16 protein-coding genes and 2 tRNA genes are annotated in these 26,268 nt (G+C 55.3%); 10 read left to right on the forward strand and 8 right to left on the reverse strand.

Features of this window, described 5'->3' with window-relative positions; translation table 11 throughout:
• Nucleotides 1-33: 33 nt before the first annotated feature.
• The 3 genes from BUB22_RS03520 (at nucleotide 34) to ligA (ending at nucleotide 3,349) form a co-directional block, all read left to right on the forward strand.
• Nucleotides 34-107, forward strand: a tRNA-Met gene (locus tag BUB22_RS03520).
• Nucleotides 108-166: 59 nt separating this feature from the next.
• Entirely contained in the window at nucleotides 167-1,117 is a 951-nt protein-coding gene (locus BUB22_RS03525; protein ID WP_073113948.1) for a geranylgeranylglycerol-phosphate geranylgeranyltransferase, read from the forward strand.
• A gap of 69 nt (nucleotides 1,118-1,186) precedes the next feature.
• A complete protein-coding gene (gene ligA / locus BUB22_RS03530; protein ID WP_073113949.1) occupies nucleotides 1,187-3,349 on the forward strand; it encodes an NAD-dependent DNA ligase LigA in 2,163 nt (720 codons plus the stop codon).
• A gap of 279 nt (nucleotides 3,350-3,628) precedes the next feature.
• Here ligA and BUB22_RS03535 read toward each other — a convergent pair whose 3' ends face one another.
• The 5 genes from BUB22_RS03535 to BUB22_RS03555 form a co-directional block, all read right to left on the reverse strand.
• A complete protein-coding gene (locus tag BUB22_RS03535; RefSeq protein ID WP_073113950.1) occupies nucleotides 3,629-5,707 on the reverse strand; it encodes an FISUMP domain-containing protein in 2,079 nt (692 codons plus the stop codon).
• A 194-nt stretch (nucleotides 5,708-5,901) separates the two neighbouring features.
• Nucleotides 5,902-5,974 (reverse strand) — tRNA-Glu (locus BUB22_RS03540).
• 73 nt (nucleotides 5,975-6,047) lie between these two features.
• Nucleotides 6,048-7,997 carry a peptidylprolyl isomerase gene (locus tag BUB22_RS17220; protein WP_073113951.1) on the reverse strand — a complete coding sequence of 650 codons (1,950 nt, stop codon included), beginning with the start codon at nucleotides 7,995-7,997 and terminating at the stop codon, nucleotides 6,048-6,050.
• A 222-nt stretch (nucleotides 7,998-8,219) separates the two neighbouring features.
• Nucleotides 8,220-10,148 (reverse strand): FISUMP domain-containing protein, encoded by a 1,929-nt coding sequence (locus tag BUB22_RS03550; RefSeq protein WP_073113952.1) that lies wholly within the window; start codon nucleotides 10,146-10,148, stop codon nucleotides 8,220-8,222.
• Entirely contained in the window at nucleotides 10,135-10,971 is an 837-nt protein-coding gene (locus BUB22_RS03555) for a TIGR02147 family protein (protein WP_073113953.1), read from the reverse strand. Before BUB22_RS03555 ends, BUB22_RS03550 begins: the two co-directional genes overlap by 14 nt.
• A gap of 236 nt (nucleotides 10,972-11,207) precedes the next feature.
• On the opposite strand from BUB22_RS03555, the gene nadB reads away from it, so the two are divergent.
• From nadB to BUB22_RS03570, 3 genes are all read left to right on the forward strand, one after another.
• Nucleotides 11,208-12,794: an L-aspartate oxidase gene (nadB, locus tag BUB22_RS03560; protein ID WP_073113954.1), complete on the forward strand. Its 1,587-nt coding sequence runs from the start codon at nucleotides 11,208-11,210 to the stop codon at nucleotides 12,792-12,794.
• A gap of 63 nt (nucleotides 12,795-12,857) precedes the next feature.
• On the forward strand, nucleotides 12,858-13,886 hold the full coding sequence (locus BUB22_RS03565; RefSeq protein WP_073113955.1) for a serine/threonine protein kinase: 1,029 nt from the start codon (nucleotides 12,858-12,860) through the stop codon (nucleotides 13,884-13,886).
• Nucleotides 13,887-13,895: 9 nt separating this feature from the next.
• Entirely contained in the window at nucleotides 13,896-14,654 is a 759-nt protein-coding gene (locus BUB22_RS03570; protein ID WP_073113956.1) for a CvpA family protein, read from the forward strand.
• A 31-nt stretch (nucleotides 14,655-14,685) separates the two neighbouring features.
• Here the strand turns inward: BUB22_RS03570 and BUB22_RS03575 are convergent, their stop codons facing one another.
• Nucleotides 14,686-15,951 (reverse strand): amidohydrolase, encoded by a 1,266-nt coding sequence (locus BUB22_RS03575; RefSeq protein WP_073113957.1) that lies wholly within the window; start codon nucleotides 15,949-15,951, stop codon nucleotides 14,686-14,688.
• 132 nt (nucleotides 15,952-16,083) lie between these two features.
• On the opposite strand from BUB22_RS03575, the gene BUB22_RS03580 reads away from it, so the two are divergent.
• The gene (locus BUB22_RS03580) at nucleotides 16,084-17,091 is read left to right on the forward strand and encodes a GGDEF domain-containing protein (RefSeq protein ID WP_073113958.1); all 1,008 of its coding nucleotides are present in this window, start codon (nucleotides 16,084-16,086) and stop codon (nucleotides 17,089-17,091) included.
• A gap of 192 nt (nucleotides 17,092-17,283) precedes the next feature.
• On the opposite strand, the gene murC is transcribed toward BUB22_RS03580, so the two are convergent.
• Both murC and BUB22_RS03590 read right to left on the reverse strand, forming a co-directional pair.
• The gene (murC, locus tag BUB22_RS03585) at nucleotides 17,284-18,711 is read right to left on the reverse strand and encodes a UDP-N-acetylmuramate--L-alanine ligase (RefSeq protein WP_073113959.1); all 1,428 of its coding nucleotides are present in this window, start codon (nucleotides 18,709-18,711) and stop codon (nucleotides 17,284-17,286) included.
• A 38-nt stretch (nucleotides 18,712-18,749) separates the two neighbouring features.
• On the reverse strand, nucleotides 18,750-20,030 hold the full coding sequence (locus tag BUB22_RS03590; protein WP_073113960.1) for an RluA family pseudouridine synthase: 1,281 nt from the start codon (nucleotides 20,028-20,030) through the stop codon (nucleotides 18,750-18,752).
• Between the two features lie 67 nt (nucleotides 20,031-20,097).
• On the opposite strand from BUB22_RS03590, the gene BUB22_RS03595 reads away from it, so the two are divergent.
• The 3 genes from BUB22_RS03595 to BUB22_RS03605 are packed head-to-tail and all read left to right on the forward strand — an operon-like array spanning nucleotide 20,098 to nucleotide 26,206.
• Nucleotides 20,098-23,250 (forward strand): cellulase family glycosylhydrolase, encoded by a 3,153-nt coding sequence (locus BUB22_RS03595; protein WP_073113961.1) that lies wholly within the window; start codon nucleotides 20,098-20,100, stop codon nucleotides 23,248-23,250.
• Nucleotides 23,251-23,297: 47 nt separating this feature from the next.
• Entirely contained in the window at nucleotides 23,298-25,571 is a 2,274-nt protein-coding gene (locus tag BUB22_RS03600) for an aconitate hydratase (RefSeq protein WP_073113962.1), read from the forward strand.
• Nucleotides 25,572-25,585: 14 nt separating this feature from the next.
• Nucleotides 25,586-26,206 carry an FISUMP domain-containing protein gene (locus BUB22_RS03605; RefSeq protein WP_072810607.1) on the forward strand — a complete coding sequence of 207 codons (621 nt, stop codon included), beginning with the start codon at nucleotides 25,586-25,588 and terminating at the stop codon, nucleotides 26,204-26,206.
• Nucleotides 26,207-26,268: the final 62 nt, after the last annotated feature.

A 26,268-nucleotide genomic window follows, 5' to 3' on the forward strand; every position in this document is an offset into this window, starting at 1 on the left:
ATAAAAATTTTCTATATATGGCAACAACCTCGACGCGGGGTGGAGCAGTTGGTAGCTCGTCGGGCTCATAACCCGAAGGTCGCAGCGTTCAAGTCCTGCCCCCGCTACTAAAAGATCCGGTTCAAAGCCGGATTTTTTTTATTCCCTTTTTTATATTTGGAACACGATGCTTGTCGAACTCATCAAGATGACCCGCCCCAAGAACATCGTGATTGCGATAATCACGCTCGTGGTCGGGTATATGCTGCTCGGGTTTCCCAATTCGCTTTTCTTGCCCGACGACTGCAATTCCGACTTTGATTGGATTGGCTGGTCTACCGTTGTAGTGGAAGCGTTCGGGTTCGCATTCGCCATCGGGTTTGCGAACATCCAGAACGACATCCTGGACCTGGAAAGCGACAAGATGAACCGCCCGGAACGCCCGCTCGTAACCGGGAAAGTTTCGGTAAAGGCCGCACGCATAACCTGGATGGCCTTGTTCGTACTGATGCTCCTCTGCGGACTTGGAGATTCAAATTCATCCCCTCCGTTTGAATACCTTCCGCTCGGCTTCTTCTTTTTACTCGGGGTGCTCCTGATAGCCTACAACAAGTGGCTCAAGCATATACCCTTGTTAAAGAACATGACAGTCGCCTTCCTGTGTACAACTCCCCTGCTCTACGCCCTGATGGATTATCTCATACTATCCAATCTCATCCTACCAGGAAACGACTACGCACAAGAACACATCTGGGCGATTATCCCGGCAATCCCGTTCGCATTTTTGCTCACGACTGCGCGTGAAATCTACAAGGACCTGGAAGACGAAACAGGAGACCTGAAGGCGGGCATCATGACGTTCCCGCTTATCGCAGGTTCGGCAACCGCTAGGAGGCTCGCCGGCGCCATCATCCTCTTCACCTGGATTTCGCTCCCGCTCCCGGTATTCTACATGGACAAGGTGTTCGGGCACAACTACCCGCCGCTGTTCCTGATTATCACAGGCATTGCGCTCACGCCGACATTCGCGGTAATCCTATTCAGCGCCCACCGCAAGAACTACCGCCGGGCACAGTCGCTCACGAAGGTGGCCATGTTCGCAGGCCTCATCGCCCTTATCGTCTGCACAATTTTTTAATTCCACAAGTAACGATTCGAGCCAAAAGACTGCGCAAAAAAATTGCGCAAAACTTGCTATATTAAGGCCATGACCGAGCAGAAAGATTTCGACTTTACCCGCTATTTTGAACTGAAGAAGCAACTGGAAGAAGCGAGCCGCCTATACTACAAGGAAGGCGTCTCCCCCATGAGCGACCAGGATTTCGACTTCGGGCTCAAGGAGATGGAAGCGCTCGAGGCGAAGTACCCGGAACTGCGCGGTCAGGGTTCGCTCACGCAGCGGGTCGGCAGCGACCTGACGAATGACTTTGCGAAGGTCGCGCACGCCGTGCCCATGCTCAGCATCGCGAACGTGTACAGCGCCGAAGAGATGGCGGAGTTTGTCAGGGCCGCAGAAGATGGAATCGCAAGTCTGGATTCAGCCCCTCAGGATGACGCGGGGGGCAAGAAGCGCGCGAAATGGATCTGCGAGCGGAAAATCGACGGCGTTTCGCTTTCCATCGTGTACGAGAACGGACGCTTGAAGCAGGCGGCCACCCGCGGCGACGGCGCCCAGGGCGACGACGTGACCCTGAACGCACTTACGATTGCGGACATTCCCGAATACTTTGACGCGAAGAAACTGAAGATTGATCCGAGCGAAATCCCGCAGGGCACTTTCGAGGTGCGCGGCGAAGTCTACATGGAGCGCGAAGCTTTCGAGCGCCTGAACGAGCAGTTCATATTGGAAGGCAAGAAGATTTTCCAGAACCCGCGCAATACCGTCTCGGGTTCGCTCAAGCTCAAGAGCGTGGCCGAATGCAAGACTCGCCCGATGCGATTCTTCGCCTACCACATACCGCAAAGCAACAACAAGACGCACGAAGAAAACCTGCTACAGCTCAAGCGCCTCGGGTTCCACACGAACGACTACTGGACTGCGGACACCACCGATGAAATCATGAAGATTTCGGAGCAGATTGGTGCGAGCCGCGACAGCCTCCCCTTCGAAATAGACGGCATGGTCGTGAAGCTGAACGACCTTGCCATGCAGCGCGCCCTCGGTACCACGAGCAAGAGCCCGCGCTGGGCCATCGCCTACAAGTTCAAGGCCGAGCGCGCCTACACGCCGCTCCTTTCTGTTGAATTCCAGGTGGGCCGCACCGGTGCAGTCACGCCCGTGGCAAACCTCGCCCCCGTGCGCCTCGCGGGCACCACCGTCAAGCGCGCCACCCTCCACAACTTCGACGAAGTCTCGCGCCTAGACCTGCATTACGGAGACACCGTCGGCGTCGAGAAGGGCGGCGAAATCATCCCGAAAATTACCGACGTCAAGAAGGAACTCCGCCCCGCCGGAGCCTCCCCCGTCGTCGCCCCCGAAAAATGCCCGGTTTGTGGCGAGCCTTTGACGCACGTGGATGGCGAAGTCATTCTCCGGTGCGAAAACATGCACTGTGCGGCGCAGGTGCAATGCCTGTTCGAGCATTTCGTGAGCCGCGAGGCCATGAACATCGAGAACCTCGGCCCCGCCCTCATCGCAAGCCTGATTGCTACAGGCAAAATCAAGCGCATCCCGGACCTGTACCGTCTCACCATCGAGGATTTGGAATCCCAGGAGCGCATGGCCAAGAAGAGCGCGAAGAACGTCTACGACGCCATCGCCGCCTCGAAGGAACGTAGCCTCGAGAACCTGTTGCACGGGCTCGGCATTCGCTTTGTGGGCCGCACAAGTGCCAGGAACCTCGCGAAGCACTTCCGCACGCTGGAAAAAATCCGCACAGCCACCGTCGAAGACCTGCAGAACGTGACCGACGTCGGCGAACGCATCGGGAAATCCGTCTACGACTTCTTCCACACGCCGCTCTACACGAACGAAATTGACGAACTCGTGGCCCTCGGGTGCCCCACTGAATTCAAGGGCGTCGTGAAGACGCTATTCCAGGGGCAAACCGCAGTCATCACCGGAACGCTCCCGAGCATGGACCGCGACGAAGCCCGCAAGCTCATCGAAGAGAACGGTGGCAAGGTCAGTGGCTCCGTAAGCAAGAAGACGAGCTGGGTCCTCGCGGGCGAAGCTGCCGGTTCCAAGCTCACCAAGGCGAACGAACTCGGCATTCCCGTGCACGACGAGGCATGGCTTTTAGCGCAGATTGCCGCAGCAGATTCCGACGCAGGCAACGAAGGCAACCCCGCGGCATCACCTGCCATCGACAGCAGTGGCATTTCGGGCAACAAAGCCGGCGATGCAAACGGGCAACTTAGTTTGTTCTAAGGTGCCGGGCGCAATAGCTGGGCCCGCAGCGCTATAGGGCGAAAAATAGGACTAAACGCCCGAAAACTGTGCATTTAGTCCTATATTTTTCATACAAAGTAACAGATTTTCAGCATAGGTTGTTCATGTGCCGCTCAAAAACCACACATTTTCCCTCGTTTCCGCTCATTTTTTTCAAAAAAGGGGCAATTCACCCCAAAAGTAATACACACAAATTAACAAAAATAGGACTAAACGATACAAAAATTAGCATTTAGTCCTATTTTATTGCAAAAAGTACTATTTCTGCTGCAAGGCACCCGCAGCAGCATTCCCCTGCGCAGCAGCATTCCCAGCAGGCGCGGCAACATCCCCCGCCGGAACAGAATTCCCAGCAGGCGCGGCACTATCCCCCGCCGGAGCAGTATTCCCCGCCGTAGCAGCCTTCGTGCTATCCGCCGCAACAGGCGCATTCTTCACGCAGCGCAGCGAGAACGCAGTATTCTCGAAGTCTTCCGCGCGCATCACATCGTCCTTGCTGTTGATGAGGTTCCAGTAGGCCGCACCCGTATCGCCGCCGCCACTTGCCTCCCAGAAGTACGCACTCGTGCCAAGTTCCATAAACTCGCCGTCGTTGTAACGCGCACCCGCAGGTATGGCATTGAAGCCCGAAGCCTCGCTAATCGGCGCACCGCTTCGCACCCAGCCCTCGCGCATCTTGAGCGCGGCCGCAATGCTACCCTTCTTCATCTTGGCGACACCGAGCATCATGTCACTCCATTCCTTCTGCGAAGGCACGTGCCAACCCGCAGGGCAAATACCCTGGTGCTCGACGGTAATCGCGCCTTCCACCGGATTCGTGATGAAGTCTGCAGGCAGGCGCATCGCCACATGCCACGGGTAAAGCCTCCCATAACTCCTGCAACGGATATCCTTGTCCTCGTAGCAGAAGCTCCCGGGGGCAGCAAACCGCAGGTTCTCCGCCATCCAGCGTGTACCGCCGATTTCTACGGTCTTGTAGCGGTTCTCGTCGCGGGAATCATACAGTGCGGTGCTATCGTAAATCTCGTCCACGCCAGGCGGGTCCATCAGGCAACGCACCGGGAACGCCCCCGCCTTGCCCGCACTGTCTCGCACCAGGTCGTCGCTATCATAACGCAGCGACCAGAACAGCGCCGTAACGGAATCCGTCTCGGCGGTGCTCCAGAAACCCGTCACGGAATCAAGCCCGCTAAACGGCAAATTCGCCGGCAATATGCCCGAAGGAAGCGCGTTGAACCCGAAACCGTTCTCGCCAGGCAGGGAGTTGTCCGACTCCGGCCAGATGTCGCGGGCCTTCAGGTTCGCACCCACGCCTACCGCCTCGTCGATATCCTTGAGGTAGGCGTTAAGCCTGTCGAAATCGTATATGCTCGGGATATGCCAGCCGTAAGGGCACAAACCGCGGTGAGTCCGCTTCACCGAATCGCGGGCAATCTTCTCGCCATATTCCTGAGGGAGCTTCATTGCAGCAGACCACGTGTAGAGGCGCCCGAACTTCTTGCAGTTTTCTTCCTTTCCCCCATAACAGAAGCTTCCCGGCACATCTACGTCCAGGTTCTTCGCCATCCATACCTGGTCGCCCACGTGAATGGTGAGGATTTCCTTGTTCTGCACCGTCACCACCTCGACCTTCACGAAGTTTGGCGGCGGAGGCGGTTCGACCGGCTTGTAGTACTTCTCCTCGACGCAACGCACCGACACGGCGTTATCCTTCGCGTCGTAGACCTTCTCGAACGTTCTCGAATCGTATGTAATGCGCCAGAAGTACGCGCCGTATGCATCGTACTCGTTCGACGCCCAGAACTGCGTGGAGGCGCCCTTGTCCATAAATTCACCCACGTAGTGGAACTCACCCGCAGGCAAGGCGTTGAACCCGAACTCATCGGACCCTGCAGGCAAGCGAAGTTCGCGATCCCAGCCCTCCTTCGATTTGAGGCTTATCCCCGCACCGTCGCTAATCCCCATCTTGGTTACGTAATAGTTGAGCTTCTTCCAGTCCTTGTTCGTCGGCACGCGCCAGCCCTTGGGACACACGTCGTGCACCTTCTTCACGGCATCCTTCGCGACGGTATGGTTGAAATAGTCCACAAGCCTCATGGAGGCCGCCCACGTATAAAGCCTTCCGTACTCGTTGCAGTACGAATCGTTCTTGTTGTAGCAGAACGTACCCTTCAACTTGAACCGCAGGTTTTCGGCCATCCAGCGCTGGTCGCCAATCTGTACCGTCTTATAGACCTGCTTGTCGCGCGGGTCCACCAGGTTCGGCATCGGGACAATCATGCCCGCGAACGCCGTAGAGACTGCCATCATCAGAAAAAGAGTCAAGTAACGCATCATACAAATAAAATAAATCCATTTTTCCTAAAAAGTACAAGCCCTACCCCAAAAAAGCACCCAAAAGCGCATAAAAAGCGCCCTAACAAAAGCAACATACCATTCATAACCCCGCGGCCATACTTGCATTGTCATGGTTGATAAAACCCCGTTTTATCACAAAAAAAGAAACCCACCTTCCGGTGAGTTCCTTTTCGTACCCCCAAGCGGACTCGAACCGCTGTTGCGGGAATGAGAATCCCGAGTCCTGGGCCACTAGACGATGGGGGCATCAGTTAAGCGGCACAAATATAACAAAAGAAGGTGAAACCGTCAACGGGAAAATCCCGTCAACGAAATTCAGCTATTCCTTGTAGAACAGGTCGAGGTTGCTTTCGACCGGAGTGCCCTTTTCCATATTACTGACAAATTCATTGAACAGCGTCATGGAGGTAAAGCGGGAGGCATTTTCGACTTCCTGCTTCACGGCGCTCGTCACGGCAGAATCTTCGGGAGCGGTCTTGCCGTTCACGCGGACCATCACGGCGCCGAGCTCAGTTTCAACGACCGGGCCCCATTCACCCTGCTTCTGGCCGTTCAGCACCTTGTAGAGGGCAGCATTGCCGTAGCCGAAGCCCGGAATATAGCCTTCTGCAGAAGCCTTGTAGTTCTGGACATTCACCTTCTCGATGGCACTTGCTGCAGCGGCGGCAGAATCGGCCGGGTCGGCGGCCTTCCATTCCTTCACCTTCGCGGCGACGGAGTTCAGGTAAGCGCCGGCAGCGTTCTCGGACTTGCGGGCCTTGAGGCTATTCTTGATGGCATCAAAGTGCAGGTCGATGCTGCGTTCACCGGCCTTGAGTTCCTTGTCCTTCTTGAAGATGGCGACAAACTTGTTGTTGCGGAGCACCTGCGACACGATACCATCCTCTTCGGGGAGGTGTTCGTTGGGCCATGCAAACGTGGTAACGCCCTTCAGGTAACCGAGGTCGTCCACGTTCTCGTTCCTGCCCACCCAGCCGGAGTGTTTGACTTCGAGACCGCGTTCCTTGACGGCGGCGGCAAAGTCCTTGGTACCGGCGTTCACTTCGTTCCTCACGCCCGTAAGAATCTTCTCGAGGCTGTCGATGGTTTCAGAAGATGCGTTCACGACAAGCAGGATATGGCCGACGTTGGCGGTAACCTTGCCGGTGGAATCGGTGGACTTGCCGAAGCTCTTGATGATGTGGTAGCCGAACTGGGTCTTGACCGGTTCAGAGACGGCGCCGGAATCAAGCGCGAGGGCGGCCTTCTCGAATTCAGGAACATATACGCCAAGGCCAGCAGGCTGGTCAAGCACGCCACCCTTCTCGGCACTGCCCGGGTCTTCGGAAGAAATACGGGCCATTTCCTCGAACGAAGCGGTAGAAGACGTATCGGCGAGCTGGAAGTAAATCGTCATCGCGTATTCACGCACGCGCTCGTCGTCAGCGGCAGTCGCTGCGACCGGGATGGTCACGTAGTCAAACTTCACGGCATCCTTTTCCACGAAGAAGCTGTCCTGGTGGGCATTGAAGTAACCCTTCACCATCGCCGTATCGACCGCGTCGTCGGCAACGGCGAAATCGCTTGCAGAAGCAAACGCGACATCGATATCGAAATCAGTCATGCGGCGTTCAACAGCCCACTTGGCCTCGAGCGACGTCGGGTGGATTCCAGCGCTGACCAGCGTTTGAAGTTGGCGCACAGGAATGTTCGTGTTCTTCATTTCTTCTTCGAGCTGGAGCATGGAGTTCCACTTGAAGGCCTCCGGAGTCTCGAGCCAGGCCTCGTAGTCTGCGGCACTTGCGGTAGAATCGGTCAGGAACTTCGGGAGCGAAGCGATGTAAGCCTGACTGCGCTGCATCAGGTCTTCCTGAGAGGTTGCCTGCTGCTGAATCGCAAAGAGACGATACTGAGCTTCCTGCACCAGGCGCTGGCGAACGGCATTAGAATTGGTCTTGAATTCAGACTTGAGTTCGGCGACCGAGGCTGCCAGTCCGGCCTTCTCGAACTGCCCGTCCAGGAGAATCTGGCGGACAAAGGAGCGGAACACGTCGCTACGGAGCTGCGCGTACTGCTCGTCCTCGAGGTGCTGGTTCTGGAACTGGTTCTGCTGCAGCATCTTGATGCGGGCATCAAATTCGGCATAGCTGATCTTGTGGTCGTTCACCACTCCGACAGGGTAGCTCTGTGCACTATTCGGAACACGGTCCATAGCCAACAGGCCCACGACAATACCTGCCGCGAAAATGACGATAACCCACTTGGCCTTTTCATTAATCCACGTTAACATAGAGTAGACTCCATTAAAATTTGTCGGGGCAAAATATAACAAAAGAAAACGACGCTTTCGTATAAAAAAAGGGAATTAGGCACAAATTAGCCCAAATCCCTGTATCATACGGTTAATACCGCCAATCAGCCAAAGTTCCACTCTATTGCAAAGTAACCCGCCAGTAAAGTGGCATAATCGGTTCCAGAATAGTCATCGACATAGTATATTCCGTAACTCATTTTATTCTCCTATATTGGTTGATTGTTCAAGTAAGTTATAATCCTTCACGCAACGGAGTACAGCCTTTGTACCTCGAGAACTAGACTTGCTTATCTGCGCCATTGTTTTAATTGATGTTCCATCAACATCAAAAGCAGCCATAACCCCATAATATGTTTTTTCATTATTAGATAGAGGCAAAACTCCTTCTCTTGATCTTGCAACAATAAAATCAGAACAAGCATGAGTCTCAACAGGAGTATTAGAGTAGGCATCTCTAAACTCCTGACAATCGTAAGATGTCGGAATGACAGAAAAACCTGTTTCATTAGTTCCATCAAGCCAACCAATCTCTGATTTCAAGCCTGCCAGTTCATATTCAGACAGCAACGTCACCCATTCCGTAGAATCCGGAACATGCCAACCTTTCATGCAAATACCTTGGTGCACATCTCCTATAACAATGGAATCATTTTCAGGGATGTCCATTGCCGGCCTCCATTTGTAGAAACATCCATAAGATGAGTCAATAGAGCATAAAACCCCATAAGAAAGATTCTCCGCCATCCAGGTTTTACCCGCAAGTTCAACGGTACGATAAACTTTACCATCACGTTCATCAGTCACAGTCCCATATTCCACATTCTTGCTAAAGAAATAGTCCTTCGGAAATTCTTTCACACCTAGCGATTTCCACGCAGGTGAATTATTCCATCGGCACACAAAATCCGTACTATCAGGCATAACAAAAGTGCCATCTGACCTGAACCCATTAACGGTCTCAATGCAATACTTCCATTCACAACGGTAAGCTTTGCGCCCCATTACCACCAACGAATCGTTTGTTGTCTTTACACACCCAATACCAACCGTAATTTCACTAGAATACGCTTCACGCCATTTTCCATTATCATAGACATAGGCCACGGTAGAATCAGTTTCCGACCTTATTAGGCGGCCATCCTCCACAGGTTCCAAATTGAATGTATTCTGCTCCACGTTGCTCGCACTTAACCACAGATACACACCAGATTCCGGTTCAAATTCCTTGCATATCAGGACTTTGCCCGCATTCTCCGACTTTTCAGCACGAACGGTATCTAGTACACCCGATTTGTCCTTGTTGCACTCGCCCAATCCGTAAACCTTTTGCCAGAACGCAATGATATAGTGTTCAAAATACCCAATCGAGGCATCAGGGAAATGCTGGTCCATAAACCTACGGGCATACGCATACTCGTTGTAGCGCAGCGCGGCCTTGTCGGCAAGCTTGACAAGCAAATCGTCGTTCACTCCAGCTGCAAGGCTTGCAATCATCTCGGTCACGTCGGGTTCCGGGCCCGCTAGCAGCACGAGCACAGAAAGTGCAAGGAGTTTTTCGTCATCAAAGATGCTCGCATTTTCGAAGGCAGTGCCAGCCTTATCGCCAAAGAAGGCTTCCACGACTTCCTTTTCCGCCTGCGATTTTGCCTTATCGAAATCCATACCATTTTCCACGAGCGAAAGAATTCGCTTGTGCGTAATGTGCGTACCCACATTGATATTTATCTTGCCATCCTTCCCGACTTTGGCGACCGCCTTTAACGATAGCGGATTGGTGGATTTCAGCCCATAGAGTTCGTTCCAGTAGTACCCCGACGCCTCCACAAGCACGTAGCGCGAATCCAGTTCCACCTTGCCTATCGAGAACGAGCCGTCATCGCCGTCAACGGTGCCCGTAAACGTCTTGCCCGTCTGCGCAAAAGTTTGGGAATTCAGTTCGTACAAGGTAACAGTCGTACCCTTCACGAACGGCCCCTTCTCAACAACGCCCTCGATGCTTGCTGTAATCTGGTTCGGGTCGTCCGATGTTCCTGCCACAGATCTTGAATCATTGCAAGACGAAAGCCATGTGGAGGCAAGGCCCAGCGCAGCAATGGAAATTACAAATCTCAGGTTAGTCGTTTTCATGGGGAACCTCCTTCACCTTTCGGGTCAGCGGGAAAAACTGCAGGTTGAGTCTGTAGACCTGGTTAATATTCTTGTCTGCAACGGCAATGGATATAATCTTCTGGCGGAACGTCTCAAGTTCATGAACAATCCTGTCGTAGGTTTCATCAGAAATGCCCATAGTGACACCGGTGATGTTGCGCTCCGTCGTAGGCAGGTCAAGGGAATTCGCCGCGAGTTGCGACATCTGGCGGTGCGCCGTCCGGATTGCAAGGCGAGTCGCCTCGCTCGACCCCGTAATGGAACTTTCTGATTGAGAATACGTTCCGTCCTTGGCCTTGAGCAGGAGCCCAGAATCGGTAAGGAACTTTAAGGTTTCCTGAACCTCCCAAGCCGTTACTGGCGGGTAACACTTCTTCGCTAGTTCACCGGGAGTCGCCCCCGGCATCAACGGCGCAAGTTCACGCAAGGTCGGGTTCTTCCACGACTCGTAGTAATCAAAAAGCCTTTCTTCAAGAACACGTACCTTGTGGTTCTTCGCGATGGAACACATCCGCTCGAACGCCTCTTTCTTCTTTGCGTCCGATCTAGACTGGCAAAAGGTAACCATCGCACGGAAATACTCTACCTCAAAACCCACGAGCCCCATCGCCTGTGCAGTACGTTCCACACCCTGCTTACTCAGCTTGCTCTTACCGTCACAAACGACCTTCATGTACGAACAGGAAGAAAATCCTGCAAGGTTAGAAAACTCGCGCCACGAGAAAACGGAATGTGCCTTTCTGTCTTCGTAATAATCCAGCATGAACTTGCGGTAGTCTGTGTATTCGGTAATCGGCTTCATACCAAGAAATATACAATCGCGATTTTAAGAAAACAAGCATTTTAGTCAACAAAATTAAAGAAATTTTAAAAATTTCCGCATTTTTATAGTAAATTTTCTATTACATTTGCGTATATGCAATGAAGTATTGCATATAGGATTTTTTCCAGGAACTCAAGTCACGACAGAAAGCTATAATCACGAATGCAAGTAAATTTCTATCTATGGAGCATAAAACTTACCAACGGAGTTTGGTCATGTACGATATTCTAGTCCTGGGAGCAGGTATTTCCGGCCTCTCCGCTGCCCTGCATGCGGCAGAAAAGGGCCTTTCGGTCGTTATTCTCACGAAAGGCGCAAAACCGGACGGTTCTTCCAACTACGCGCAGGGCGGCATCGCGACCGTCACCGAGAAGACGGACAAGTTCAAGTTCCACATCGACGACACGCTCGAGGCGGGTGCCGGCCTCTGCAAGAAGGAACCCGTGAACATCCTCACCAAGAGCGGGCCCGCAACCATCAAGCAGCTCGTGAAGTGGGGCGTGCAGTTCACGCCATCGCCTGCCGACAAGACGCAGTTCGACCTGCACCTGGAAGGCGGCCACAGCCATCACCGCATCTTGCACGCGGCGGACCTCACCGGCAAGGAAATCATGCGCGCGCTCCTGTGTGAACTCCACAAGCACAAGAACATCCACTACATCGAGAACTGCTACATCAAGGACCTCATCTGCAAGGGCGAAGGCAAGAACAAGCGTTGCGTGGGAGCAAAGATTATCCACCAGAAGACAGGCATTGTCGAAGACCTCTACGCAAAGGCCTCCATCCTTTCTACCGGCGGTGCTGGCCGTATCTGGCAATACACCGTTTGCCCGCCCGACAGCTGTGGCGACGGCATGGCGATTGCGGCCCGTGCAGGCGCCGCCCTGCAGGATATCGAGTTCATGCAGTTCCACCCGACAAGCCTCTACGCCCCGCAGCTCAAGAAGCCCTTCCTGATTTCGGAAGCGGTGCGCGGGTTCGGCGGCATTTTGAAGAACTACAAGGGCGAAGAGTTCATGAACCAGGTTCACCCGCTCCACTCGCTCGCGCCCCGCGACATCGTGGCGCGCGCCATCCACAGCGAGATGCAGCGCCTGGGCAAGCCCAACATGTTCATCGACCTCTCGGGCCGCACCCCGAAGGACATCAAGAGCCACTTCCCGAACATCTACGCGAAGTGCCTCGACGCAGGTATCGACATCACGAAGGAATGGATTCCCGTGGTGCCCGCCGCACACTACATGTGCGGAGGCGTACTGGTCGACACGTGGTCGCGTACCGAAATCAAGGGCCTGTACGCCTGCGGCGAAGTCGCCGCGACGGGCGTCCACGGAGCAAACCGCCTGGCATCGAACTCCCTGCTGGAGAGCGTCGTCTTTGCAATCCGCGCGGTGGACAATATCTGCGATAGCGGGCTCCTGAAGGCGAAACTCGACGTGAAGAAATCGACCAAGAAAGAAAAGGTTTCGTTCACGAAGGCCGCCTACTGGCGCAAGCGCAAGAAGGCCCTGCAAGATACGATGTGGGCCTACTGCGGCATCGTGCGCACGACCGCGGGCCTGAACCAGGGCCTCAAGGAAATCGCCACCCTCGAGGCCGACGTGGATGCTGCCATCAAGAACAAGGAAACGGAGAACATCCACTTCCTCGAGTTCCTGAACGCCCTGCAGGTTTCCAAGATGATTCTCACCGCAGCGCTCCACCGCAAGGAATCGCGCGGGCTACACTACATTCTCGACTACCCGAATCTCGACCCCAAGACCAAGCACCACACGATATATCTGGAAAAGGGTTCCAAGTAACAGAGGAGAAGCACTGGATCCTATCGGCCTTCGGCCTCCAGGATGACAGCAGGAACGAAAAGAATGACTGTAGCGAAGAAGACAAAGGAAGCCTTGCCGAAGAAAATCGGCGGTTACAAGCCGACGCAGATGCTCGGGCACGGAGCCATGGGCAACGTGTGGCTGTGCCATGACGAATCGCTCGACCGCATGGTCATCGTGAAGCAGATGGTCCCGAAGCTTTTGGACCAGGACTCCTTTATCCTCCGGTTCCAGCAGGAGGCGACAATCCTCGCCCACCTGAACCACCCGGCAATCGTCGTGCCCTACGCCCTCTGGAAGGAACCCGACGGACAACTTTCGCTCTCGATGGAATTCGTGATGGGCAAGAACCTCCGCGAAATTCTGGACACCTGCAAGCAGCCTCCCGTATGGGTCGTGATGGCAATCCTCCACGAGATGTTCCTTGCATTGAGCGTCGTGCACCGCGCGGGCATCGTGCACCGCGACTTGAAACCCGCGAACATGATGGTCGACAAGGACGGGCGAATCCGCCTGCTCGATTTCGGTGTTGCCCACGTGGACAGGCGTAACGGCGACGACATGACGCTCACCATGGCGGGTTCGCAAATCGGTACCGGCGCGTACATGAGTCCCGAACAGACCATGGGGAACGAGGCCTCTCCGGCATCGGACCTGTTCAGCATGGGCATTATCGCAAGCGAGATGCTCCTTGGCGAAAACGTGTTCCGCGGGGAATCGCTGAACCAGACGTTCCAGAACATCCGCCGCCTTAAAATCGGCAAAAAAGCCTTCCCCGCCGGCACTCCGAAGGGGCTTGTAAAACTCGTGATGAAGCTTCTCGAAAAGAAGCCCTCCAAGCGCCCGCTTTCCGCCGCAGATGTCGCCGACGAACTCAGCCGGCTGATGCGCGCCTACCCGCGCGACCTCACGCCCTACCTCGCCGAATGGGTAAGCGCAACGATGAGGGGCGAAAAGACCGCCATTGAACCCAAGACCTACCCAAGCAGGAACAAAATGACAATCGCGCTTACGGCTATATTAAGCGCAGCAGTCACAACCGGCGTATACCTGCTCTTATCGAACTTCTAAAGGTTACCAATGAACTGGATAGACATATTCTGCCTTGTCTGCGTACTCATCCTCACGCTCATCGGTGTGTGGCGCGGGTTCCTGAAGGACCTGTTCCGGCTTGTCGCCTGGGCCGCAGCGCTTGCGGGCGCATACTTTGCAAACGACCTCCTCGCCGACACGCTCGCGACAAACCTCGAGATAACCGGGTTTACCGTAAAGCTCCTGTGCATCTGCATCGGGTTCCTCGTGCCGTTCATTACGTTGTTCATGATAGGGCATTTTGTGCAGAAGGCCGTCGCCGACACCCCCGTAGGCAAGGTAAACAGGATTCTCGGCGGGATTCTCGGGGCGTGCAAGGGCTGGATTATCTGCTTCATTTTTCTCTCCATCCTGCACATCATCCCGGTATCCGGCGGGCTCAAGGACACGCGTAATGACGCTACCGCATACAGTTTCTACAAGTTCAACCTGGAGCTATTCGGATTCTCTTCGGAAGAACCTGACCTAGTTGGTATGGCCGAAAAGAAGGCGACCGAACTCAGCAAGGAAATCACCGACAAGGCTGTCGAGAAGGTCAAGGAGACCACGACGCAGGCCGCCGAGCAGGCCAAGGACGCAGCCGTGAAGGCAGCAACCGACGTCAAGGATTCGCTAGTCAAGAAAGTCGACGCGAAGGCTGACTCAGCCGTTTCGGCCGTCAAGGAAAAGGTCACGGAAAAAGCCGGAACGACTTACAAGGTAAGCAACGAGAAGGCCCCGAACACCTACTCCGTGGAAAAGAAGTAGAACTCAATCGACAAAGCTTAGCTTACCGAACTTAAACGGCCGCAAGCCTTTTTGCGCAGGTTTCGGCTTCACGCACAATTTCTTCTTCGCCATCCACGTGGCGGCCACGCATTACGAACTTTCCGTTACAGATAACCGAATCAATGCAACTGCTGTCGGCAGCGTACACCCAGTTACTTACCAGGTTGTGGCCGGGCACCATGCGTTCGTTCTTCAGGTCGACCAGCAGGCAATCCGCGAGGTAGCCTTCCTTGATTTCGCCGGCATCCATTAGCCCGTAGGCACGCGCCACATGGACAGTCGCCATCTTCAGCGCTTCGTGCGCAGGCAACGTCTCCGCACCGCCCTGCACCTTCGCAAGCAAAGCCGCAAGCTTCATCTCCTCGTGCATGTCAAGGTTGTTGTTCGAGGAATCGCCATCCGTACCGAGGGCAACATTTGCACCGGAACGCAACAGGCGGTCAATCGGCGGGATACCGCTAGCGAGTTTCAAGTTCGAATTCGGGTTCAATACCGCCGTCGCGCCCGAATCCACGAATGCCTTCATGTCGTCATCCGAGAGATGAACGCAATGCGCCGCAGCGAGATTCGAACCGAGCATTCCCGCACGTTCCAGCAAGCGGACCGGACTGCACCCGTACTGCCTTTCGCAATCTTCCAGTTCCTTTTTCGTTTCGGAGAGGTGCGTATGGACCATGAAATTTTCGGAACGGGCAAAGTCGGCACAGCGCTTCAGCAGCGTCTCGCCCACTGTGTATACGGAATGCGGGGCAACCGCAAGGCGCACGCGTTCCGATTCACCGGTATGCGCGGCAAGGAACTTGAAATTGCCCTCAATCGCTTCTGGCGACATGAGAGATTCCGCAAACGTCACGCCCACTGCAGCACGTATGCCCATCTCCCCGACAACCTTGATGGTACGTTCGCGATGCCAGTACATGTCGGCAAAGAAAACCGTACCCGACTTAATCATCTCGAGAAGGGCAAGTCGACAAGCCACGTCGATATCGTCACCCGTAAGTTTGGCCTCGAACGGCCAGATGTATTCCTGCAGCCACTTCTGGAGCGGCATATCGTCGGCATACCCGCGCAAGAGCGTCATCGCCGCATGCGTATGCCCGTTGTAGAACGCCGGGAAAATGGCGAAGCGCGAGCAGTCCACGACCTCAGCGCCAAGCGACTCCTCGGGGGGAACCACCCCTATGCGTGCAAAGCGATTCCCCGCAATAAGCACATCCACAACTTTGCCGCAGCCCTGACCGGGCAACACCACCGACTTCAGTAAAATCTTGTGCATAACGATACCCTTACCCCTTGCAAGATAGCATTTTTCCGTTTTAGAAGCCTAAAATATGATAAAAAATTCTTATTTCTGAAAAAAAAGGCACACAAGGTAACCCGAGCGCACCGAAAATTATATAATAGAATTATGAACTACGACGAAAAAGAGACTCTCCCGATATCCAGGAACGAATTCGCCGAACTGGAAATTTTCAAGAATATCCAATTCGAAAAATTGGCGGGATTCCTGCTGCCCTGCAAGACCAAGGAGGTCGAACAGGGTACAACGCTCATTAGCCCCGACAATCCGAACATCGACCTGGTCATCGTATTGCGCGGCAGCCTCGAAGTGAAACTCGAATCCGAGGGAGGAACGTTTACAAGCACCATCGAACAGGGGCACTGCGCCGGAGAGATGTCGATATTCGACAGCATTCCCCCGAGCGCGACGGTATCTGCAAAGGATAACAGCAAGGTGCTGCTTATCCCCTCCGACATCGCACGTGCGATGCTTTCCGCCTCGCACGAACTGTGCCTGAACTTTTTGCAGATAATGAGCCAGTGCATCCGCAACAACAACAAGATTGTATGCGAGGAGCAGTACCATATCCGCCGCATGGAAGAATACGCAAAGGTGGACGCGATGACAGGGCTCCACAACCGCCGCTGGCTCGAAGAAATGTACACGCGCGAGATGGCCCGGAGCAACAAGGGAAACATTATGCTCACGGCATTCATGCTCGACATCGACCACTTCAAGAACGTGAACGACACCTACGGCCACCTCGCAGGTGACCAGGTGCTTATTTCCGTGGCGCAGACGCTTACACGCAGCCTGAGGCCTTCTGACATGCCGGTGCGTTACGGCGGCGAGGAGTTCACGGTGTTCCTGCCCGGGACTTCGACCAAGAACGCAAAGATTATTGCAGAACGCATCCGTCGCGACATGGAGAACATGAGCATTTCGCTCCCGGACGGCAACATCATCCAGGTTACCGTGAGCATCGGGTTTGCGGAACGTGTCGACAACGATACTGTCGCATCGCTCATCGACCGCGCAGACAAGGCTCTCTACCACGCCAAGCAGAATGGCAGGAACCGTGTCTGCCAGAACCTGGGCGACGGCAAAATGCAGTTGCTAAAAACCGGCACGTAGTAAAGCAACCGCTCTACTTCGCCTCCAGCAATTTCTGCACGCTTTGTGCGTAGGCCTGCAAACTCGGGTCTCGCGCGCCCCAAAGCGACCGCTCGTTCGACGTATCGGGCACAAAACCTCCGGTAACTCACTCGCTTTCGCAACCGCCCCTAGTTAATACTAGGGGCTTTATTGCTCACGGTGATGGGCGCTTTACTTCGTTTCAAGAAGGCTTTTCACTGAACGTGCAAAGCCTTCCAAACTCGGGTCTCGCGCGCCCATCAGCAAGATGGTATCGCCGGGCTGGGCGCATTCCACCATCTTTTTCGCGCACTCGTCACGGTTCTCGATGTAGATGGCCTCGCAGCCCTTCAGCAGGAGGTCGTCGGCAAGGTCGCCCGCACTTATATCGCGCGTGACGGTACCGCCCGCATAGTAGATTTCGCTGAAGAACATCATGTCGTTATCGCGGTCGAAATCAAAGTCCTTCGGGCGGAGCGTCTTCGCGATGAATTCCACAAGGTCATGCCGCAAAAAACGCGTGGGCCCAAAGCCATGCGGTTGGAACCAGGCAATCACGCGGCCCTCGGTAAAGTCCTGCGCACTCCTGATGCTTGCCGCAATCTTTGCGGGGTTATGCGCGAAGTCATCCACGAGGGTAACGCCGTTGAACGTTCCCAATATCTGGTGGCGGCGGAACACGCCCGGGAAAGTTGCCAGCGCGTCGGCACACGTATGGAGCGAAACGCCCGCAAAGAGCGCCGCCGCAGTCGCCGCGAGGGCGTTTTCCATGTTATGCTTGCCCGGGAGCGGCACCTCGAAATTCACAAGTTCCGCCTTATGGCGCACGCGGAACTTGATATGCGTACCGGCAGTCTTGAAGTCCGTGCCCTGCACGCCCACGTAGTTCTCGAACCCAAAATCGAATTCGCGGCCCGCGCTGAACTTCTTTGCCAGCGGGTGCGCGTCGTTCACGATAAGAATCTTGCCGTTGTCCAGAATATTGTGGCTGAACTTGAGGAAGATTTCCTGCAGTTCGTCCATTTCCTTGTGGTCCTTGTCCACATTCAAAATCAGGCCGATTTCCGGCTCGTAGCGCACGAGGGTTCCGTCGCTCTCGTCGGCTTCAACAACGAGCCACTCGCCCTTGCCGCTCACCGCGTTACCAATCTTGCCCTGCTTCTGCAGGTTCACGAGGCCGGCACCCGTCATCACGGAGGGCTGGAGTCCAGCGTATTCCAGGATGTGGTAAATCATCGCGGTCACGGTGCTTTTGCCGCTCGTCCCGCTCACCGCAATCGTGCGGGCTTCCTTCGAAATCTTCGCAAGCATTTCACTACGGTGCATCACAGGGACGCCGAGTTCCTTCGCGCGCTTCAAGTCGGGGTTCGTATCCTCGATGGCGGTACTCACCACCACGGCAGAGAGGCCCGCGACAATGCCCGAGCCATCCTGCGCAAAGCACTTGATTCCGCAATCCTCGAGCTGGCCCATCACGAGCGGCTTTTCGCACTTGCCCGCCAGGAATTCACCGAACTGACGGTCGGACCCGCTCACCGCAACACCCTTGCCCGCCAGGTACTGGGCGATAGCACTCATGCCCACGCCCGCAACACCGATAAAGAAGTAAGATTCAGTCATTGGTCATTAGTTATTAGTCAATAGTTATCGTCTTTCGTCTAATCTAGCAAATCCGGGTCAATCGTAGGCTCGTAACCGGGTTCCACGAAGTCCTCGGTCGCAATTCCCTTCTTGCGCGCCGCCTTCATCTGCTTGATGAGCTTGCGTTCGGCCGCTTTCGCCTTGCGGTGCGCGGCTGTAGCCGCCTTCTCGGCATGGCGCTGGGCGCGAGTCTTGCGCTCCTTCAGTTCCGGAAACACGCATTCCTGCTCTTCTTCGGGCATATCGCCATCGAAGTCCTCATCGAAGCCTTCGTCAAAACGGATGTCGGCATCAAAGTCGCGGAAGCCTTCTTCCTCATCGAACACCGGGGCGTCTGCCGGGCATTCCTTCTTCAGGAGTTTCAGCACCTTCGCGAACGGTTCTTCCAGCGGGACCTTGAACTTCATCTTCTTGCCCGTGCGCGGGTGAATGAGTTCAATCTTCACCGCCTGCAAAAGCTGCGCCGGGGCAATCTCGAGCACCTTCCCCGCAATCTCCTTCATCAGGGGCGGCACGCGGTTCAGGCTATCTTCGCGACCGTCATAGAGCGGGTCGCCCACTACCGGGTGGCCCGTATAGCGGGTATGCACGCGAATCTGGTGCGTACGGCCCGATTCCAGTTGCAGTTCAAGCAGGGTCGCAATCGCAAAGAATTCCTTCGCCACAAAATGCGTGCGGCTTTCCTTGCCGCCCTTCACCACCGCCATCTTCAGGCGATTTTTCGGGTTGCGCCCGATGGGGGCATCAATGCAGCCTTCCAGGTCGCGCGGGCAGCCCCACACGAGCGCATTGTAGGTGCGGTGCAGCGTGCGGGTTTCCAGCTGGTGTGCCAGGTGTCTGTGGGCGGCATCGTTCTTGGCCACCACCATGAGGCCCGGCGTATCCTTGTCCAGGCGATGCACGATACCCGGGCGAAGCGGGCCGTTTACAGTCGAGAGATTTTCCTTGAAATGGTGCAGGAGCCCAGATGCAAGCGTTCCCTTGCTAATACCGTTACCCGGATGCACCACCAGGTTGCGCGGCTTGTTCAGCACGACAATATCGTCGTCCTCGTACACGATGTCGAGCGGGATTTCCTCGGGTTCAAGCGTACTCGCCTGCTTCTCGGGAACCTTCTCCACCACTACGACCATACCGCTCTCTACGCGGAAATTCTTGGAAACGGCAGCGCCACCGACCTTCACCTCGCCCGCAACTATAAGTTTCTGTACGTCAGTGCGGGACACGTTCTCCATTGCGCCGACAAGGAACTTGTCGATGCGTTCACCGGAGTGTTCATCTTTTACAGGAAAATTCATGGTATCAAACTTAAAAAAATTTATATGACCGCATGGATTCCTCCTGTTTTTTTCGTATCTTTCAAGCATGACTTCATTACAGAGATTTATTCGCATTTTCACCATCTGCACGCTGTTCCTTGCCGCAATGGCCAGCGCAGACACGACCACCGTTATAAATGCACGCCCCTCCATAAACGGGAAGCTCCATGTAGAAGGTACGAACCTCTTCGACGAACATGGCAACCAGGTTGTCATTAAGGGTGCGAGTACCCACGGACTCACCTGGTTCCCGCAATACGTAAACACCAACCTTTTCCGCCAGCTCAGCAGGGAATGGAACACGAACCTGATTCGCCTAGCCATGTATTCGTACGACTACGTGCACGGCGACCGCGAAAAGAATCTCGAAATCCTGCGGAAAGGCGTGCAGTACGCCATCGAGAACGACATGTACGTGATGGTGGACTGGCATATCCTCATCGACAACAATCCGAACGAAAACCTTGCCGAAGCCATCAATTTCTTCAACATGATGGCAAAGGAATACGCGAACGTCCCAAACGTGATTTTTGAAATCTGCAACGAGCCCAACGGTGACTGCACCTGGGAAGACATCAAGGAATACGCGAACATCATCATTCCCGTTATCCGCAGGCACAAGCCCGACGCGCTGATTCTCATCGGCACACCGAATTACGACCGTGAAATCCAGGAACCGGCGAAAGACCCGGTGGCCTTTGATAACGTGATGTATTCGTTCCACTTCTACGCCACCTCCCACAAGGGCGAATCACTTTCGCTCCTCAAAGAAGTCGTAGGCGGCGGAACCCCCATCTTCATTACCGAAAGCGGACTCTGCGAAGCGAGCGGCGACGGAAAGATTGACCTGGAAAGCGTCAAGCAGTGGTACGCCACCCTGGATTCCCTGCACCTGAGCTACACCATCTGGAGCATGTCGAACAAGGAAGAGGAATCCGCCATGGTGCGTGCCGATTCACGTGCAGTGGATTCCCTTGCCGAAAGCGACCTGAGCCTTTCGGGCCTCTATGCGCGGGCTCTTTTCCAGGGCAAGGACCTGAACCAGATTCCGCTTATCTACGAGCCCGTATCGAACTTCAAGATTCTCGCCCGCACGAAGCCCTATATTGTGTGGGGGATTTTTGCCATTCCTGTCTTTGTTATCATCCTTGTCGCTTTCCTCATCCAGAAAATCAGGAAGCGTTTCCGCTACAGCAAGGTTCGCACCTACGACGACCTTCTTAAATTCAGCAAGAACGAAAGCGCGAAAAAATTCAACTCCAGGCCAGCAAAGCAATTACTCGGCGACCTGTTTCTCTTCCTGAGCACTTTCTTCACGTTAATTTATCTATGCTGGCGCTTTACGTGTTCCATCCCGTATGCCTACGGCTGGATTGCCATCATCGGAAGCTGCATCCTGCTCGCCATAGAAGTCCTCGGCTTTATCGAATCGCTCATACACTACGGCGGAATGCTCAAGCTACGGGAACATCCCATGCCCGAAATTGCCGACGCGGATTACCCCGACGTAGATATTTTCATTTCGACTTATAACGAACCGCCCGAACTTTTGCGCAAGACGATTATCGGCTGCAAGCACATGGATTACCCCGACAGGTCGAAGGTGCATATCTACCTGTGCGACGACAACCGCCGTAGCGAAATGCGCAAACTCGCCGAGGAACTGGAGATAAACTACTTCGACCGCCCGAACAACGATGGCGCGAAAGCGGGCAACCTGAACGCGGCACTCGCCCGCACGAGTTCGCCCTACGTGGTGACCTTCGACGCGGACATGATTCCGCAGAGAAAATTCCTGCTCAAGACTATCCCCTATTTTGTAGACGCCGAACGCATCAACGAAAGCCTCCCCGAAGAAACGCGCCGCCCGCTCGGGTTTATCCAGACACCGCAAAGTTTCTACACGCCCGACGTGTTCCAGCACAACCTCTACGCCGAAACGAAGGTCCCTAACGAACAGGACTACTTCTACTGCGTCATCGAGGCTGCAAAGACATCCACCAACAGCGTGATTTACGGCGGGTCGAACACGATTATTTCGCGCAAGGCACTTGACGCCATCGGCGGATTCTACACGAAATCCATCACGGAAGACTTTGCGACAGGCATGCTGATCGAATCGGCAGGCTTTGTGAGCCTCGGTCTTTCGCAACCGCTCGCATCGGGCATTGCGCCCTCCAGCTTCCGCGAGCACATCCAGCAGCGCACCCGCTGGGGACGCGGCGTCATTGCGACCGCAAAGCAGCTCAAGTTCTTGTTCAACCGCAAGTTGAACATCTCGCAAAAGTTGAGCTACCTGAGTTCCGTACTTTACTGGTTCTCCCCCGTCAAGAACCTAATCTACCTGCTTTCGCCCCTGATGTTTGCCGTATTCTGCGTACCGATATTCAAGTGCACTCTGGTTGACCTTGCCCTGTTCTGGCTCCCGATGCACCTGATGTCGATGTGGGCCCTCCGCTTCACAAGCCACGGAAAGATTAGCGCCCGCTGGAGCGGCATCTACGAGACATCCGTCATGCCATTCCTGCTTTTGCCCATCGTCAAGGAGACTCTGGGTATGACGCTTTCCAAGTTCAAGGTGACCCAGAAAGACAAGCGCGCAGTCCGACCGCAGGCCGACGGGAAGACTATCGCCCCGTTTGCCGTATTGCTCGTACTCACTCTCGCGGGTATCGTCCACATGGGCTACATGATTATCGCACTCGGATACATCGAAATTCTCGCCATTCTCTTCTGGCTTTTCCGCAACGCCTACTACCTCACCATGTGCTTGTTCCTCGGGATGGGCCGCGACTCCGACAGCGAACCCGTGAAGGTCCTTGCCGCCGAGAACGTGATGGTGAAAAAGCAGGACGGACACGAAATCGAGGGCATTACCACGAAGTTGACGGAACACGGAGTGGACATCTTTACCGACGAACTGAACATCCTGAACCTGGGCGAGCCCATCAGCCTCACCATATCGAAGAAGATGTACACCTTGCAGGTTACGGGAACTGTCGTTGCCATCCGCAATACACGAAGCCCGCGCATCCCGAGCGTCTATACCGTCGAGATTCTTGATTTTGGCGGGCAGAAGGACGAATACATCCAGATGCTCTACGACCGCACGCCAACGCTCCCGCAACGCTTGCGGCTCGGCGAAGGCCACATCGACAACCTGTGGAACAACATCGCCCACCGCATCGTGACCCGATAATTTTCTATCTTTACGCCCGAAAATTCAACCTATAACCCAAAGAGACTATGCTTTTCAATTTCGACATGATCCAGGGCGTCTATGCCCGCATTCCCGCCCGCGTTGAAGCTGCCCGCAAGCAGCTGGGCCGTCCGCTCACCCTCGCCGAAAAGATTATCTACAGCCACCTGATCGATGGCGCCGAGAACAGGACTTACGAGCGCGGCAAGGATTTTGCCGAATTCCACCCCGATCGCGTGGCCATGCAGGACGCTACCGCCCAGATGGCCCTTCTCCAGTTCACTACCGCCGGTAAGGCCCGCGTGGCAGTGCCGAGCTCCGTGCACTGCGACCACCTGATTATCGCCCGCGAAGGTGTCGAAAAGGACCTCCCCCGCGCCAAGGAAGAAAGCAAGGAAGTTTACGATTTCCTCCAGTCCGTCTCCGCCAAGTACGGCATTGACTGCTGGCTCCCGGGTGCTGGCATCATCCACCAGGTGGTGCTCGAAAACTACGCCTTCCCGGGCGGCATGATGATCGGTACCGACTCCCACACCGTGAACGCTGGCGGTCTCGGCATGCTCGCGATTGGCGTGGGCGGTGCAGACGCCGTGGATGCCATGGTGGGCCTCCCGTGGGAACTCAAGTACCCGAAGATGATCGGCGTGAAACTCACCGGCAAACTCCAGGGCTTCGCAACCGCCAAAGACATCATCCTCAAGCTCGCAGGCATCCTCACCGTGAAGGGCGGCACCAACGCCATTATCGAATACTTCGGCGAAGGCGCACGCAGCCTCTCCGCAACAGGCAAGGCGACGATTGCGAATATGGGTGCCGAAGTGGGCGCTACCTGCTCCACCTTCAGCTACGACGATTCCATGAGCCGCTACCTCCGCGCTACAGGCCGTGCCGACGTTGCCGCCGCCGCCGACAAGATTGCAGAACACCTCAAGGCCGACCCGGAAGTCGAAGCCGAGCCGGAAAAGTACTTTGACCGTGTCGTGGAAATCGACCTCAACACGCTCATTCCGCACTTCAACGGCCCGTTTAGCCCGGACCGCGCCTACGCCGTGACCGACATGGCCGAAAGCCTCAAGGCCACCGAAACCAAGCCGGAATCTACGCCGGTCGTAAGCGCCGCCCTCATCGGCAGCTGCACGAACTCCAGCTACGAAGATTTGTTCATGGCAGCGAACATGATCAAGCAGGCCCTCGCGAAGGGTCTTTCCCCGAAGTGCCCGCTCCTCATCAACCCGGGGAGCGAACAGGTGCGCTACACCGCCGAACGCGACGGCCTCATCGACTTGTTCAAGCAGTTCGGTGCCACCATCATGACGAACGCCTGCGGTCCTTGCATTGGCCGCTGGGACCGCGCCGGTGCCGACAAGAAGGAACTCAACACCATCGTCCATAGTTTTAACCGCAACTTCGCAAAGCGCGCCGACGGCAACCCGAACACGCACGCCTTCGTTGCTAGCCCGCTCATGGCCGTGATTGCAGCCCTCAGCGGCGACATCCGCTTCAACCCGATGACCGACACCCTCGTGAACAATGAGGGCCAGGCCGTGAAGCTCGACCCGCCGGAACAGTGCGAACTCCCGCCGAAGGGTTTCGAAGTCAAGGATGCCGGCTACCAGGCACCTGCCGAAGACGGTTCCAAGATTACCGTTTCCATCAACCCGGAAAGCAAGCGCCTCCAGGCTCTCGCCCCGTTCGCCGCTTGGGACGGCAAGGACATCGTGGGCGCCCCGCTCCTCATCAAGGCCAAGGGCAAGTGCACTACCGACCACATTTCTATGGCAGGTCCGTGGCTCAACTACCGCGGTCACCTCGAAAACATTTCGAACAACATGCTCATCGGCGCCGTGAACGCTTTCAACGGCGAAACGAACAAGGTTCTCTGCCAGTGCGGTGAATACAAGGAAGTCCCCGAACTTGCCAAGATTTACAAGGCCAAGGGCACGGGCTCCATCGTCATCGGTGACGAAAACTATGGTGAAGGCTCCAGCCGCGAACACGCCGCTATGGAACCGCGCTTCCTCGGCGTGAAGGCCGTGATCGTGAAGAGCTTCGCCCGCATCCACGAAACGAACCTCAAGAAGCAGGGCATGCTCGCCCTCACCTTCAAGAACGCCGCCGACTACGACAAGATCCAGGAACAGGACGTGTTCGACATCGTTGGCCTCACCAAGTTCGCCCCGGGTTCCGAGTTCACCCTCGTTGCCCACCACAAGAACGGCTCGGTCGATAACATCGCCCTCTGCCACACCTACAACGAACAGCAGTGGGCATGGTTCAAGGCAGGTTCCGCCCTCAACCTCATCCGCGCGAACAACAAGTAAGCAAGGGAATGCCTATGGAGCCGGAATTCAGCACCTTTACAGACCCCAGGGACGGCCGCACGTACCGTACTGTAAAGATTGGCAACCAGGAATGGTTCGCCGAGAACTTCGACTATGACTGCCCGGGCAGTGTCGTTTACGAGAACAAGACCGAAAACGAGACTCGGTACGGCAGGCTATACACCTGGGCGGAACTGATGGGGTTCGACGGCAAGATGAACGACAATGTCGCTTTCACAACCGACGAGGAACGCAATGCCACCTACAGGGGCATCGCACCCGAGGGCTGGCACATTCCGAGCGATGCCGAATGGAAGGAACTCAAGGCGTATGTCGATAGCATCGCCGATACCGAATTCGGGACCGCGCTCAAGTCCAGGAAGGGCTGGAAAAAGGACCCGGACGGCTGCCCCGCAGGTGCCGACGAGGTCGGGTTCAACGCCCTCCCGTCGGGCCGCCACATGCCCAACGGGGAATACCTCTACGGCGGCAAGGGCGCGCACTTCTGGACATCTACCGAAGTCGACAAGGTTTACGCCATCCGCTGGGGCGGCACGTATGCAGGCGAAGACTTCACCGGTTTCAGGACGTACAAGGCGCAGGCCCTCGCGCTCCGTCTGGTAAAGGACCGCTAAGCGCGCTCAGATAAAATAACTTGCAACGCAGTTGCAACTCCGTGACAAATAATTAAATTTGT

Origin of the sequence: Fibrobacter sp. UWCM (assembly GCF_900129735.1) — a bacterium.
Lineage (GTDB): Bacteria > Fibrobacterota > Fibrobacteria > Fibrobacterales > Fibrobacteraceae > Fibrobacter.

Excerpts from the sequence above, each read along its gene's own strand:
- BUB22_RS03525 (WP_073113948.1), top strand. The coding sequence starts at position 167 with ATGCTTGTCGAACTCATCAAGATGACCCGCCCCAAGAACATCGTGATT.
- ligA (WP_073113949.1), top strand. The coding sequence starts at position 1,187 with ATGACCGAGCAGAAAGATTTCGACTTTACCCGCTATTTTGAACTGAAG.
- BUB22_RS03535 (WP_073113950.1), bottom strand. The coding sequence starts at position 5,707 with ATGATGCGTTACTTGACTCTTTTTCTGATGATGGCAGTCTCTACGGCG.
- BUB22_RS17220 (WP_073113951.1), bottom strand. The coding sequence starts at position 7,997 with ATGTTAACGTGGATTAATGAAAAGGCCAAGTGGGTTATCGTCATTTTC.
- BUB22_RS03550 (WP_073113952.1), bottom strand. The coding sequence starts at position 10,148 with ATGAAAACGACTAACCTGAGATTTGTAATTTCCATTGCTGCGCTGGGC.
- BUB22_RS03555 (WP_073113953.1), bottom strand. The coding sequence starts at position 10,971 with ATGAAGCCGATTACCGAATACACAGACTACCGCAAGTTCATGCTGGAT.
- nadB (WP_073113954.1), top strand. The coding sequence starts at position 11,208 with ATGTACGATATTCTAGTCCTGGGAGCAGGTATTTCCGGCCTCTCCGCT.
- BUB22_RS03565 (WP_073113955.1), top strand. The coding sequence starts at position 12,858 with ATGACTGTAGCGAAGAAGACAAAGGAAGCCTTGCCGAAGAAAATCGGC.
- BUB22_RS03570 (WP_073113956.1), top strand. The coding sequence starts at position 13,896 with ATGAACTGGATAGACATATTCTGCCTTGTCTGCGTACTCATCCTCACG.
- BUB22_RS03575 (WP_073113957.1), bottom strand. The coding sequence starts at position 15,951 with ATGCACAAGATTTTACTGAAGTCGGTGGTGTTGCCCGGTCAGGGCTGC.
- BUB22_RS03580 (WP_073113958.1), top strand. The coding sequence starts at position 16,084 with ATGAACTACGACGAAAAAGAGACTCTCCCGATATCCAGGAACGAATTC.
- murC (WP_073113959.1), bottom strand. The coding sequence starts at position 18,711 with ATGACTGAATCTTACTTCTTTATCGGTGTTGCGGGCGTGGGCATGAGT.
- BUB22_RS03590 (WP_073113960.1), bottom strand. The coding sequence starts at position 20,030 with ATGAATTTTCCTGTAAAAGATGAACACTCCGGTGAACGCATCGACAAG.
- BUB22_RS03595 (WP_073113961.1), top strand. The coding sequence starts at position 20,098 with ATGACTTCATTACAGAGATTTATTCGCATTTTCACCATCTGCACGCTG.
- BUB22_RS03600 (WP_073113962.1), top strand. The coding sequence starts at position 23,298 with ATGCTTTTCAATTTCGACATGATCCAGGGCGTCTATGCCCGCATTCCC.
- BUB22_RS03605 (WP_072810607.1), top strand. The coding sequence starts at position 25,586 with ATGGAGCCGGAATTCAGCACCTTTACAGACCCCAGGGACGGCCGCACG.